We start from the raw sequence: 14043 nt of genomic DNA on the forward strand, positions 1-14043 counted from the left end.
CCTCTTTTAGTTGAGTGGGTGCTGGCGCAGGAAATCAGCGGCTACAGCCGATGGGCTTTCATGGTCGACGTCGACCCGCGCGTTCAGCTGGCGCATGGTTTCATCGTCGAACAGCGCTGCCAGTGGCTTGAGGTCGGCGGCCAATTGCGGGTGGGCATCCAGATAAACCTGACGCACCACGGGGGCTGCGGTGTAGTCCGGGAAGTAGTGCAGGTCATCTTCCAGCAGCTTCAATTTGAAGGCATTGAGGCGACCGTCGGTGGTGTACACCAGGCCGGCAAATACCTGGCCATTGCGCAAGGCGGTGTAGACCAGACCGGCGTCCATCTGCCGGGTGTTCTTGCGGGTGAGGTTCATGCCGTACAGCTTGACCATGCCGGCCATGCCGTCGGAACGGTTGGCGAACTCGGTGTCCAGGGCCACCAGGCGGTTTTCACGGGTTGTCTCGTCCAGCGCCTGGGTCAGGTCGCTGATGGTGTTGATCTGCGGATACTCCTTGGCCACGTTTTCCGGCAGGGACAGGGCGTAGGTGTTGCTGAATTTCGACGGCGACAGCCAGACCAGGCCTTTTTTTGCGTCGAGTTCTTTAACCCGTGCGTAGGACTGTTCGCTGTCGAGCTTCTCGTCCACATGGTTGTAGGCCACCAGGGACACGCCGGTGTATTCCCAGATCAGGTCCAGTTGCCCGCTTTCCTGGGCACTGCGCGCCAGGTTGCTGCCCAGGCCGCCGGTCACGCGGGTGTCGTACCCCTTGGTGCGCAGGTACTGGGAGGTGATTTCGGCGAGCAGGGTCTGTTCGGTGAAGACCCGGGCGCCGATGCGGATCACCGGTTTTTCAGCAGCTTGCGCAATGCCTGCAAACAGCAGGACGCAGCTCAGTATCAAAGTCAGTTTTTTCATGTGAATTCCTTTGCCAAGCCTTAAGACGGACGCAACCCGCGTTCCAGCCAGAGGCGGCTGGCCATGGTCACCAGACCGTCAAGCAGCAATGCCAGCAGCGCGGTGCACGCGGCGCCGAGCAGCAATTGCGGCTGGTTGTTCAGGGCGATGCCGGGGAAGATCAGGCTGCCCAGGCTATTGGCGCCAATCAGGAACGCCAGCGGTGCGGTGCCGACGTTGATTGCCAGGGCCACACGTACGCCACCGATAATGATCGGCACGGCGTTGGGCAATTCGACGCGAAACAGCACCTGGCGTGGGGTCATGCCGATGCCGACGGCGGCTTCCTTCAAGGAACCCTGCACGTTTTTCAGGCCTTCGTAGGTATTGCGCACGATGGGCAGCAAGGAGGCGAGGAACAGGGCGAAGATGGCCGGGCCACTGCCGATGCCGAGGACGCCGAGGGCGATGGCCAGTACGGCCAGGGGAGGGACGGTGTTGCCGATGTTGAAGATCTGCATGAAGCGTTCTGCGCGCCCGACCATATTCGGTCGGCTGAGCAGGATACCGGCGGGGATCCCTACGATCAGGGCAGCCAGCATGGAGACAAGTACAAGAATCAGGTGAGCTTGCAGGTAAAACAACAAATCGTCGCGGTACAGTTCGATCGTGTTGATGCCGATCCAGTGGACCAGCAGGGCCAGGAGAGCGACGACAACCGCTCCTCCTATCAGCCCTTTGCCATAGCGAATAGCCACAGGCGGACTCCTTTTTTCTTTTGTCGGCGAACACATTTCCGAGCGGCAATGCCATTCCTGGCTGTCGGCGAATATGTTCGCGAAAAGCAGCTCGCCGATACCGGCAACGCGGTATGCGATCAAGCCATGAGCGCAGCCTCGTCAGGCTAACTTGCTGATTTTTCAGCCCCTGTCACGAGTGCGGTAGCAGGGGAGTGGACGTCTCTACCTTTTAAAAGGTTCCATACTTGGCAGCATTTAGCCACCCCCAATCGGGTGAACGGTGGTCTGGCTCCCCGGGTTTGCGCTATACTCGCCGCCCTTTTTTGACTCACCTGCCAGGCGATTTCCCATGACCCACCAGGCCGCCGAAGTCGCGAAACGCCGCACTTTCGCCATTATTTCCCACCCCGATGCCGGTAAAACCACCATCACCGAAAAGCTCCTGCTGATGGGCAAGGCGATCGCAGTGGCCGGCACGGTGAAATCCCGCAAATCCGATCGCCATGCCACCTCTGACTGGATGGAGATGGAGAAACAACGGGGTATTTCCATTACCACGTCGGTCATGCAGTTCCCCTATCGCGACCACATGGTCAACCTGCTCGACACCCCGGGCCACGAAGACTTCTCCGAAGATACCTACCGCACCCTGACCGCGGTGGACTCGGCCTTGATGGTCCTCGACGGCGGTAAGGGCGTCGAGCCACGCACCATCGCGCTGATGGACGTGTGCCGCCTGCGTGATACGCCGATCGTCAGCTTTATCAACAAACTCGACCGTGACATCCGCGACCCGATCGAACTGCTGGATGAAATCGAAGCCGTCCTGAAGATCAAGGCCGCGCCGATCACCTGGCCGATTGGCTGCTACCGCGACTTCAAGGGCGTGTACCACCTGGCCGACGACTACATCATTGTCTACACCGCCGGCCACGGTCACGAACGCACCGATGTGAAGATCATCGAGAAACTCGACTCCGATGAGGCCCGCGCCCACCTGGGTGACGAGTACGACCGCTTCGTCGATCAACTGGAACTGGTGCAGGGCGCCTGCCATGAGTTCAACCAGCAGGAATTCCTCGACGGGCAACTGACCCCGGTGTTCTTCGGTACCGCCCTGGGCAACTTCGGCGTCGACCACGTACTGGATGCGGTGGTCAATTGGGCACCGAAACCACTGGCGCGGGTTGCCAACGAGCGTACCGTGGAGCCGGTTGAAGAGAAATTCAGCGGCTTCGTGTTCAAGATCCAGGCGAACATGGACCCCAAGCACCGCGACCGTATCGCCTTTATGCGTATCTGCTCCGGCAAGTACGAAAAAGGCATGAAGATGCGCCACGTACGCACCGGCAAGGACGTACGCATCGGCGACGCCCTGACGTTCTTCTCCTCGGAGCGTGAGCAACTGGAAGAAGCGTTTGCCGGCGATATCATCGGTTTGCACAACCACGGCACCATCCAGATCGGCGACACCTTCACCGAAGGCGAAGCCCTGAGCTTCACCGGTATCCCGCACTTCGCCCCGGAACTGTTCCGCCGCGTACGCCTGCGCGACCCGCTGAAATCCAAGCAGCTGCGCCAAGGTCTGCAGCAATTGGCGGAAGAGGGCGCCACCCAGGTGTTCTTCCCCGAGCGCAGCAACGACATCATCCTCGGCGCCGTGGGTGTGCTGCAGTTCGATGTGGTGGCCAGCCGCTTGAAAGAGGAATACAAGGTCGAATGCTCCTACGAGCCGATCACCGTGTACTCGGCACGCTGGATTGATTGCAGTGACAAGAAGAAGTTGGAGGAGTTCTCCAACAAGGCCGTGGAAAACCTCGCCATCGACGGCGGTGGCCACCTGACCTACCTGGCGCCTACCCGGGTGAACCTGGCGTTGATGGAAGAGCGCTGGCCGGATGTGAAATTCCGTGCGACCCGCGAACACCACTAAGGGTTAGCGGTATAAAAAAAGGCGAAGCTGTGATGGCTTCGCCTTTTTTTGCGGTAGATTACCGGGTGTTGGGGCCAACTTTAAGTTGTTTAAGGGACAGTTCAGCACCGGCCATTAGCGTTTCAACTTGTGCGGCTATTGCATCCTTGACAATGGCTTCGCCCACATCAGTGATTTCCTGGTCCTTTATGTAGTTCAGGCTCAAAAACAATAAGTGCATGGCAACATCCATCGAACTTTGAAATGCCAGCAATGTATTGTTTTTCCCCAGTTCATCGACCACCCTTCCCCAACGCAGGTCGGATTCAACCTGCAAGGCCTTGAACTCCATCAGCGACACGTCGCCGTCCTCGTAGATATCAGACAGCAGCTTTTTCAGAGATTTTGAAATTTCTCTCATGACAGTTCTCGCAAAGAATATAGGAAGTTGTAGCTGGCGGACTTTATTCTTCTGAGATTGCGTTGCGCAATTGCGGAAACATGGTAGTTACAAGTTGCGGAAAGTTTACTTTGTTGGTGGGCGATAGTGCTGTTTTTAATGTCGGACTTGTCGTTGGTTTGCTCGCGAATAAACGGTAATTGCTAACGCTTAATTAAAGGTAACACCCACTGGTGGCGAGGGGATTTGTCCCCTCGCCAAAGTGTCCAGATACAGCTGACTATTCAAAGACCTTCAACAGCATGGCCCTTAGAACGAAGCCGTCACCGACGCAAAGTAAGCCCGACCCGGTTCGTTATACGTCTGGGCACCGGCATCGTCAGCATTGCCTTTGCGATACAGGCGCTTGTCCAGCAGGTTCTCGATGCCCACGCGCACACTCAGGTTCTTGGTGAACTCGTAGCCGCTGCTCAACCCCATCAAACCGTACGGGTCCACATCCTGCTGGGCGCTGCGATCATAGCGATTGGCGCTGCGGGAGTTGAGGGTCGGCGCCTCCTGCTTGCCGTAGTAGGTGCCGCTGACCTGGAACGACAGCTTGTCGGTGGCCTGCCAGTCCAGGGTGGTGTTGACCGTGTACTTGGGAATGACACTCAGCGGTTCGCCGGTGTCCTTGTCCTTGGAGTCGATCATGTAGGTCAGGTTGGTGTTCCAGTCCAGGTCGTCGCGCAAGGTCATGAACAGGTTGCCCTCGACCCCCTGCACCAGTGCCGCCCCGCTGTTTTCCCACTCCAGCACGCGGCGCCCTCCGTCCAGGCGGTAGGCGGCGGTGTTGCTGGCGTTGATTTTGTTCTTGTAGTCATTACGGAAGTAGGTCGCGCTGGTGCGCCAGGTGCCTTTGTCATAGGCCAGGCCGATTTCCTTGTTGACGCTGATTTCCGGTTTCAGGTCCGGGTTACCCACCAGGTAGCAGCCGCCGGAGTTGGCTTCGCTGGCGTTGCAGCCGTTGCCACGGCTGTACAGCAAGTAGTTGGGGTTGGACTGGTACAGGTTGGGCGTCTTGTAGGCGCGGGCAATACCGCCCTTTAGGCTCAGCTCATCGGTCAGTTGGTGCGAGGCGTTGAGGCTCGGGCTCCAGTTGCCGCCGTACTCTTCATGATCGTCGTAGCGCAGGCCGGGGGTGATGATGGTCTTGCTGCCGACTTCGATGTTGTCCTCGGCGAACAGCGCATAGCTGGAGGCCGTGGTCTTGGTGCTGCTGCGGCTCATCCCCGGAATGCTCGGTACGCCACCTGTGCCAGGGTCGTAGCTTTGTGGGCGCAGCGAACCCGGGTCGTTCATCGACTCGTAGAGGTATTCGCTGCCCAGGGTCAGCACCTGCTCGGTGCCGAAACTCAGGGGCAGGTTGACCTCAGCCGTGGCCCGGGTGTTGCGCAGCCGCGATTCGAAACGGCCAGCGGTGGCGGAGGGCGCGCCCTCGCCGGAACCCGCCAGGCCTTCGTTTAGGCGTGCGTTGCGGGTCAGGTCGTGGCTCAGCGATGCCATGGTCGAGCCCCAGTCGAACTCGCCACGGTGGGTGGCGGAGAAACTGCTGCGCTGGATCACGCTGGTTTCCTTGCCGACCAGGCTGTTCACGAATACACCGCCGCCGTTGAGCATGGTGTCGCCGGCGAAGATATTGCCCTGACGGCTGTAGCTGGCTTCCAGGTCCAGGGTCTGCTCGGGGGTGAATTGCCAACTGAGCAAACCGTTGACGTCCTTGTTGCGCACACCCTCGCGGCCGGCGACCAACGAGTCTGCGCTAGCCTGCTCGGCCTGGTTGATGGTGGAGTCATCGGCATCGGTCTTGTTCAGGCCGCCATACACCCGGAACGCCAAGGTGTCGCTCAACGGGCCGCTGAGGTTGAAGTTGGTGCGTTTGCTCATGCCTTCGGCATCGTCTTCGGGCAGCGACACGTAGGTGGTCAGCGAGCCGTGCAACTGGTCGGTGGGGCGCTTGGTGATGATGTTGATCACCCCGCCCATGGCCCCGGAGCCGTAGCGAGCAGCCGCCGGGCCACGCAGGATTTCAATGCGTTCGACCTCTTCGGCCGGCACCCAGTTGGTTTCGCCACGGGTGTCACGGTCGCCGCTCCAGCCGTAGCGCACGGCGTTGCGCGAGGTCGAGGGCTTGCCATCGATCAGGATCAGGGTGTTTTCCGGGCCCATGCCGCGCAGGTCGATCTGGCGGTTGTTGCCTCGGCTGCCGCTGGAGCTGTTGCCACTGAGGTTGACGCCCGGTTCACGGCGGATGATGTCCGACAGGTCGTTGGTCGGCGGGCGTTTCTTGATGTCTTCGGCGGTGATGATCGACACGCCGGGGGCTTGTTTGAGTTCTTCGGCAGCGGTGCCCAGGATTCGTGTTTCGCTCAACTCCAGGGCTTGGGAGGTGCCATCGACGGGCAGGTCGGTAGCGGCTACCGGCACTTTGCCGTGTTCTCTTTCCAAGGTATCCGCCAGCAGTGCGGGAGACGAGAGGGCGGCGATAAACGCCAGGGAGAAATGGCTGAGCCTGAATCGAGGTGACATGTCCGCAGAATCCTTTAGGGAAGGTGGCAACTGAGCGAGATGCACCAGAACTGCCTTCCAGCAGGATTCGGCGCCCTCTGTGCGCCGGAATGCTAGTCATTATCAAATACAAGTAAATGTCATTTACAACTTTTACACTTTGCTAAAAACAAAAAAGCCCCTCCCGCCAGACTGATGCGCAATCTGGCGGGAGAGGCTGTACAACGCTGTATCGCCCTGTGGGAGAGGGGCTTGTGTGGGATAGGGCTGGCCCGCGATGCAGGCACCTCGCACTGTCAGTTAAACCGCGCTGATGCTATCGCGGGCAAGCCCGCTCCCACACAAGTCCACCCCTACAGGGGGTTAGGCCACGAACTGCTCCGCGTGATGGCAAGCCACTTGGCGGTTGTCCAGTTCACGCAGCAGCGGCTCTTCACTGCTGCAGCGCTCGGTGGCATACGGGCAGCGCTTATGGAACGCACAGCCGGAGGGCGGGTTAAGCGGGTTGGGCAGCTCGCCGACGATCTTGATCTTCGGCTTGTTCGGGTCCGGGTGAATGGTCGGGGTGGCCGACAGCAACGCCTGGGTGTAAGGGTGCAGCGGGCGCTCGTAGATGTCGTTCTTCGCGCCCATTTCCACCGGGCGACCGAGGTACATCACCATCACGTGGTCGGCAACGTGTTGCACCACCGCCAGGTTGTGGGAAATGAACACGTAGGCCGTGTTGTACTGCTGCTGCAGGTCCATAAACAGGTTGAGCACCTGGGCCTGGATCGACACGTCGAGGGCCGAGGTCGGTTCATCCGCCACCAGCACCTTGGGTTGCAGCATCATGGCGCGGGCCAGGGCAATGCGCTGGCGCTGGCCACCGGAGAACATGTGCGGGTAACGCTGATAATGCTCAGGGCGCAGGCCCACTTGCTTCATCATCGCCTGCACTTTTTCGCGGCGTTCGGCGGCGGACAGGTTGGTGTTGATCAACAGCGGCTCGCCCAGTTGATCACCGACTTTCTGCCGCGGATTCAACGAGGCATAGGGGCTCTGGAACACCATCTGCACGTCTTTGCGCAGTTGTTTGCGCTGGGCCTTGTCGGCGCCGGCGACTTCCTGGCCGGCGATTTTCAGCGAGCCGGACGAGGGCTCTTCAATCAGCGTCAGCGCGCGGGCCAGGGTGGATTTGCCACACCCCGACTCGCCCACGACGGCGAGGGTCTTGCCGGCTTCCAGCTCGAACGACACGCCATTGAGGGCGCGCACGGTGGCGTGGCCCTTGAACAGGCCACGGGACACTTCGTAGTGACGGGTCAGGTCGCGGGCGGTAAGAACGACGGCCATTACGCCACCTCCTGGTTCAAGGGGTAGAAGCAGCGCACAAGGCTGTGGGCTTGCGGGTCCAGGGTCGGACGGGTCTGGCGGCAGCTGTCTTGCACATACGGGCAGCGTGGCGACAGCAGGCAGCCTTGCGGGCGGTCATACCGACCGGGGACGATGCCCGGCAAGGTCGACAGACGGGCGGCGCCCATGCTGTGTTCCGGGATCGCCGCCAGCAACGCTTCGCTGTACGGGTGCGCCGGTACATCGAACAGGCCGGGCACCTGGCCGACTTCCACCGCTTGGCCGGCGTACATCACGCACACGCGCTGAGCGGTTTCCGCGACGACTGCGAGGTCGTGGGTGATCAGCACCAGGCCCATGTTCTGTTCTTTTTGCAGAGCCAGCAGCAGTTCCATGATCTGCGCCTGGATGGTCACGTCCAGGGCGGTGGTGGGTTCGTCGGCGATCAGCAGCTTTGGTTCGCCGGCAATCGCCATGGCAATTGCCACACGCTGGCTCATGCCGCCGGACAGTTGGTGCGGGTAGGCATCCATACGGCTGGAGGCGCCAGGGATCTCGACCTTTTCCAGCAGTTCAATGGCCCGCTTGCGCGCTTGCTTGCCGGACATTTTCAGGTGCAGGCGCAGTACTTCTTCAATCTGGAAGCCCACGGTGTAGCTGGGGTTCAGCGCGGTCATCGGGTCCTGGAACACCATCGCCAGGTCTTTGCCGACGATCTGCCGGCGCTGGCGATTGCTCAGTTTGAGCATGTCCTTGCCGTCGAAGGTCAGCGAGTCGGCGGTGACAATGCCGGGATGCTCGATCAGGCCCATCAGCGCCATCATGGTCACGGACTTACCCGAACCCGACTCGCCAACGATGGCCAACACTTCGCCTTTGTCCACGGACAGGTCGAGGCCATCGACCACCGGCACAGCGGTTTTGTCGCCGAAGCGCACATTGAGATTCTTGATTTCTAGCAGTGACATGGGAATCTCCTCACGCGGCATTCTTGAGTTTCGGGTCCAGCGCATCGCGCAGGCCGTCGCCCATCAGGTTGATTGCCAGCACGCTGAGCAAAATGGTCAAACCAGGCAGGCTCACGACCCACCAGGCACGTTCGATGTAGTCACGGGCCGAAGCCAGCATGGTGCCCCACTCAGGTGTCGGCGGTTGCACGCCAAGACCGAGGAAGCCCAGGGCGGCGGCATCGAGAATCGCCGAGGAGAAGCTCAAGGTGGCCTGCACGATCAATGGCGCCATGCAGTTGGGCAGCACGGTCACGAACATCAGGCGCGGCAGGCCGGCACCGGCCAGGCGCGCGGCGGTCACGTAGTCACGGTTGAGCTCGCCCATCACCGCCGCGCGGGTCAGGCGCACGTAGGACGGCAGCGACACAATGGCAATCGCGATCACGGTGTTGATCAGGCCAGGGCCGAGGATGGCGACAATCGCCACGGCCAGCAGCAGCGACGGCAGGGCCAGCATGATGTCCATCAAACGCATGATGGTCGGGCCGAGCAAGCGCGGGAAGAACCCGGCGAACAGGCCCAGCAGGATCCCCGGGATCAGCGACATCACCACCGACGACAAACCGATCAGCAACGATAGGCGTGAGCCCTGGATCAGGCGCGACAGCAGGTCGCGGCCCAGTTCGTCGGTGCCCAGCAAAAACTGGATCTGCCCACCTTCCAGCCACGACGGCGGGGTCAGCAGGAAGTCGCGGTATTGCTCGCTCGGGTTATGGGGCGCCACCCAGGGGGCGAAGATCGCGCAGAACACGATCAGCAACATAAACAGCAGGCCGGCAACCGCGCCCTTGTTCTTGGAGAAGGCTTGCCAGAATTCTTTGTACGGCGACGGGTACAGCAGGCTTTGATCGACTGCTGACACTTGAGTTGGTGTGGTCATGGTCATGATCTCAGCGCTGGTGACGGATGCGTGGGTTGGCGAAGCCGTAGAGGATATCCACCACGAAGTTCACCAGGATCACCAGACAGGCGATCAGCAGGATGCCGTTTTGCACCACCGGGTAGTCCCGCGCGCCAATGGCTTCGATCAGCCATTTGCCGATGCCGGGCCAGGAGAAGATGGTTTCGGTCAAAACCGCACCGGCCAGCAGTGTGCCGACTTGCAGGCCTACCACTGTCAGCACCGGGATCAGCGCGTTACGCAGGCCATGCACGAACACCACACGCGCCGGCGACAGGCCCTTGGCCTTGGCGGTACGGATGTAGTCTTCGCGCAGCACTTCAAGCATCGAGGAACGGGTCATCCGCGCAATCACTGCCAGCGGGATGGTGCCCAGTACGATGGCCGGCAGGATCAGGTGGTGCAGGGCATCCCAGAATGCGTCCGGCTCGTCGGCCAGCAGGGTGTCGATCAGCATGAAACCGGTGCGCGGCTCGATGTCGTAGAGCAGGTCGATACGCCCGGAAACCGGGGTCCAGCCCAGGCTCACCGAGAAGAACATGATCAGGATCAGGCCCCACCAGAAGATCGGCATCGAATATCCCGCCAGGGAGATGCCCATCACCCCATGGTCGAACAGGGATCCTCGCTTGAGTGCCGCTATCACCCCGGCCAATAGCCCGAGGATGCCGGCGAACAACAGGGCGGCCATGGACAGTTCCAGGGTCGCGGGGAACAGGGCGCTGAACTCGGTCCAGACGCTGGTGCGGGTGCGCAGGGATTCGCCGAGGTCGCCCTGGGCGAGCTTGCCGACGTAGTCCAGGTATTGCGCATACAAGGGTTTGTTCAAGCCAAGGCGTTCCATTGCCTGGGCGTGCATCTCGGGGTCAACCCGCCTTTCGCCCATCATGACTTCTACGGGGTCGCCAGGGATCATGCGAATCAACGCAAAAGTCAGCAACGTGATGCCGAAGAACGTGGGGATCAATAACCCCAATCGGCGGGCAATAAAACTAAACATCGTGTTGTCTACCTCAATCAGCCGGTTAGGCAGGTCCGGCTCCGTCAACGTCGACGGAACCGGGCGTCTCTTATTACTTCACCTGGGTGGTGGCGAAGTTATTGTTGGTCAGGGGGCTCTGGGTATAACCCTCGACGTTCTTGCGCATGGCGGTGAACATTTTCGGGTAGGCCATGGGGATCCATGGTTGGTCCTTGTCGAAAACGACCAGCGCTTGTTCATAGAGTGCGGCGCGTTCGGCGGGTTCAGCCACGGCGCGGGCCTTGTCGATCAAACCCTGAAACTCTTGGTTACACCAGCGGGCGTAGTTTTCGCCGTTTTTAGCGGCATCGCAACTCAGGTTGGGCGTGAGGAAGTTGTCGGGGTCGCCGTTGTCTCCGGCCCAGCCGGCGGAAACCATGTCGTGTTCGCCGGCTTTGGCGCGCTTGAGCATTTCGCCCCACTCCATGACCCTGATATTGACCTTCAGGCCAATCTTCGCCAGATCCGCCTGCATGCGCTGGGCGCCGAGCATCGGGTTGGGGTTGGTCGGGCCGCCGCCGTTGCGGGTGAACAGGGTGAATTCGGTGCCTTCCGGCACGCCGGCTTCCTTGAGCAGGGCACGGGCCTTGTCCAGGTCGCGGGGCGGGTTTTTCAGCTGGTCGTTGAAGCCCAGCAGGGTCGGCGGGTACGGGCCGGTGGCGTCGATGGCATTGCCTTTGCCGTACAGGGATTCGTTATAGCCCTGTTTGTCGAACGCGATGTTGATCGCGTGGCGCACCCGCGCGTCGCTCATGTACTTGTGGGTGGTGTTCATGGCGGTGTAGGCGGTGGTCATCGCCGCCAGTTCCGCGACCTTCAGGTTTGGATCGGCCTTGATACTCGGCAGGTCGTCAGGCTTTGGATACAGCGCGATCTGGCACTCATTGGCCTTGAGCTTTTGCAGGCGCACGTTGTTATCCACCGCGATGGCCAGGATCAGCGGGTCGGCGGGCGGCTTGCCACGGAAGTATTCCGGGTTGGCCTTGAAGCGCACCTGGGCATCTTTCTGGTAGCGGGTAAAAATAAACGGGCCGGTGCCGATCGGCTTGCTGTTGAGCTCGCCGGTCTTGTTGGCGGCCAGCAGTTTGTCGGCGTATTCGGCGGAGTGGATGGCGGTGAAGGGCATCGCGACATCGGCCAGGAACGGGGCTTCGGGGCGGGTCAGAGTGAAGACCACGGTGTGGTCATCGGTCTTCTCGACGCTTTTGAGCAGTTCCTTGAAACCCATGCTTTCGAAATAGGGGAAACCGGTGGTGGACTTGTTGTGCCACGGGTGTTTCGGGTCCAGTTGACGCTGGAAGCTCCAGAGCACGTCGTCGGCATTCAGGTTGCGCGTGGGCTTGAAGTAGTCGGTGGTGTGGAACTTGATGTCATCACGCAGGTGGAAGGTATAGGTCAGGCCGTCTTCACTGATGTCCCACGATTTGGCGAGTGCAGGCCTGATTTCAGTAGTGCCGGGCTTGAAGTCCACCAGGCGGTTGAACATGGTTTCGGCCGCAGCATCGGCGGTGACGGCCGTGGTGTACAGGACCGGGTCGAAGCCTTCCGGACTGGCTTCGGTGCAGACCACCAGCGGCTTGGCCGAAATGCCCAGGGCCACACTCAGCAGTGCAGCGGTCATGGCGGCTTGTAACGGGAGCATTTTCATTGAAGAGCCCTCTGCAAACGATTCAACCACACAAATGTAGACGGCAGGCTCGTCCTGAGCCTGCCGTTTACCTGGCGCTAATTAAAGGATGTTGAATGGGATGGTGGTGACCAGACGGAATTCCTTGACGCTGCCGTCAGATTGGAACTCGCTGCCACGGTGTTCGACGTAGGTCGCACGGATAGCAGTGGCCTTGAGCGGGCCGCTCTGGATCGCATAACCGGCGCCTACACCGTATTCCTGGTGTTTCTCGCCGTCTTGAGTCTCGATACCGGTGTAGGCGTAAGCACCATTGCGGTTACCCGTGTAATGGGTACCGTCGATGCCCCAGCCACGTGCCGAGTAGATGTTGAACTTCAGGCCCGGCACGCCGTATTCGGCCATGTTGATACCGTAGGCAATCTGGAAAGACTTCTCGTTCGGACCGTTGAAGTCCGAGGTGAGGGAGTTGGCCAGGTAGATGCCGTTGGTTTCGTGCAGGTAGTCGAAGTACTCGTTACCGTTAACTTCCTGGTAGGAGAAGGTCAGGCTGTGAGCCTGGTGCGCCAGGCCCAACGACAGCGAGTAAGTATCGTTGTCGATTTCGCCCATCAGCTTCTTGCCTTCGTCCACGGTCTTGTAATAGTTCAGGCCGGTGGTCAGGGACAGTACCTGGCTATCGCCCAGCTCGTGGGTCGCGCCGAAGTAGTACTGGTTCCAGAAGTCCTTGACGTTGGCGCCGAAGAAGCTGGTTTTCAGGCTTTTGAACGGCTGGTAGTTGGCACCCAGGGTGTAGACCTTGTCGGTGGTCGCGCTGCGGGCGCCTTGTTGGCTGTACTCGCTACGGAACTTCGACAGGCTCTGTTCGGTACGTGGGGAAACGCGGTCGAACACGCCACCCTGGAACGACAGGTTGCTGAATTCTTCGCTGTTGAAACTCACACCTTGAAAGCTCGACGGCAGTGCGCGGTTGCCGATGGTGTCGACAATCGGCGTGCTGAAGTTCTGACGGCCAGCGGTCAGGGTCGTGTTGGATACACGAAATTGCACGTTGGCCAGGCCCAGCTTGCTCCACTGATCAACAGGGTCTCCGTTGGAGTGGCCCAGGGTCCGGTTGGAACTCCCCTTTACATCGCGTCGGCTGCGATCGAGGGCCACGACGTTGTAGAGCGCGACTTCGGCCTTGACGCCCACGGTACCTTCGGTGAAGCCCGAGCTGGCGTTGAGGATAGTGCCCTGTACCCAGTTGGTACGGTTACGGTCGGTCAGGGTTTTGCCATGCTTCTGGTATTTCCATGAGCCGCCCCGGTACAGGCTTTCGTGGGAGTACCAGTTACGCGTCTGACCACCCAGGCTGAAGTCTTCGATAAAGCCCTTGGCTTCGCTTTGGGCGCTGGCGCCGGCCAGTGTGGTCGGCACGAATTCCTGGCTTGCAGGTTCGGCGTAAGCGGTCGCGGTGATGCTGCTGATGGCCATGGCCAGTAGCACTTTGCTGCTTAGTTTCATGGGTGGAGCTCCTTTGGTTCTCTTTTTTTTATGCCGGCCTTATTAGGTGAACCGGCTATTGGGTGTGTAACTCTTCAAGCATCTGCAAACGTTTGCTGTAGGGCATTTCGCGAATTACAGCTGCACGTTTGCGGCAGAGCCAACTTCGCTCTGCGCATCCGGTTA

The 14043-nt window shown here is 60.2% G+C and carries 11 protein-coding genes; 1 reads left to right on the plus strand and 10 read right to left on the minus strand.

The genetic code is table 11. The features are described 5' to 3' along the window. Nucleotides 1–6 precede the first annotated feature (6 nt). Together HBR94_RS01520 and HBR94_RS01525 are read right to left on the minus strand one after the other, a co-directional pair. Complete coding sequence (locus HBR94_RS01520; RefSeq protein ID WP_057438044.1) at nt 7–900, minus strand: glycine betaine ABC transporter substrate-binding protein; 894 nt, start codon at nt 898–900, stop codon at nt 7–9. 20 nt (nt 901–920) lie between these two features. Continuing rightward, entirely contained in the window at nt 921–1637 is a 717-nt protein-coding gene (locus tag HBR94_RS01525; protein WP_003215977.1) for an ABC transporter permease, read from the minus strand. A 331-nt stretch (nt 1638–1968) separates the two neighbouring features. Between HBR94_RS01525 and HBR94_RS01530 the strand changes: the two genes are divergently transcribed. Beyond that, nucleotides 1969–3552, plus strand: a complete 1584-nt coding sequence (locus HBR94_RS01530) for a peptide chain release factor 3 (protein WP_057438046.1) — start codon at nt 1969–1971, stop codon at nt 3550–3552. A gap of 58 nt (nt 3553–3610) precedes the next feature. Here the strand turns inward: HBR94_RS01530 and HBR94_RS01535 are convergent, their stop codons facing one another. The 8 genes from HBR94_RS01535 to HBR94_RS01570 all read right to left on the minus strand — a co-directional run bounded on the left by HBR94_RS01535 (nt 3611) and on the right by HBR94_RS01570 (nt 13878). Continuing rightward, nucleotides 3611–3952 carry a hypothetical protein gene (locus tag HBR94_RS01535; RefSeq protein WP_057958422.1) on the minus strand — a complete coding sequence of 114 codons (342 nt, stop codon included), beginning with the start codon at nt 3950–3952 and terminating at the stop codon, nt 3611–3613. Between the two features lie 288 nt (nt 3953–4240). Further along, complete coding sequence (locus HBR94_RS01540) at nt 4241–6499, minus strand: TonB-dependent siderophore receptor (RefSeq protein WP_057438048.1); 2259 nt, start codon at nt 6497–6499, stop codon at nt 4241–4243. 342 nt (nt 6500–6841) lie between these two features. Next, nucleotides 6842–7813: a peptide ABC transporter ATP-binding protein gene (locus HBR94_RS01545; protein WP_057958423.1), complete on the minus strand. Its 972-nt coding sequence runs from the start codon at nt 7811–7813 to the stop codon at nt 6842–6844. Continuing rightward, nucleotides 7813–8781, minus strand: a complete 969-nt coding sequence (locus HBR94_RS01550) for an ABC transporter ATP-binding protein (protein ID WP_057438051.1) — start codon at nt 8779–8781, stop codon at nt 7813–7815. The genes HBR94_RS01545 and HBR94_RS01550 overlap by 1 nt, the downstream gene beginning before the upstream one ends. 10 nt (nt 8782–8791) lie before the next feature. Next, a complete protein-coding gene (locus HBR94_RS01555; RefSeq protein WP_029291943.1) occupies nt 8792–9703 on the minus strand; it encodes an ABC transporter permease subunit in 912 nt (303 codons plus the stop codon). Between the two features lie 10 nt (nt 9704–9713). After that, entirely contained in the window at nt 9714–10724 is a 1011-nt protein-coding gene (locus tag HBR94_RS01560) for an ABC transporter permease subunit (RefSeq protein ID WP_032860135.1), read from the minus strand. A gap of 73 nt (nt 10725–10797) precedes the next feature. After that, the gene (locus HBR94_RS01565) at nt 10798–12393 is read right to left on the minus strand and encodes an ABC transporter substrate-binding protein (protein ID WP_115129010.1); all 1596 of its coding nucleotides are present in this window, start codon (nt 12391–12393) and stop codon (nt 10798–10800) included. 81 nt (nt 12394–12474) lie between these two features. Continuing rightward, nucleotides 12475–13878, minus strand: coding sequence for an OprD family porin (locus tag HBR94_RS01570; protein ID WP_057438053.1), 1404 nt, complete (start codon nt 13876–13878; stop codon nt 12475–12477). Between the last annotated feature and the right edge of the window lie 165 nt (nt 13879–14043).

This window comes from Pseudomonas sp. WS 5412 (assembly GCF_012985615.1).
GTDB lineage: Bacteria > Pseudomonadota > Gammaproteobacteria > Pseudomonadales > Pseudomonadaceae > Aquipseudomonas > Aquipseudomonas shahriarae.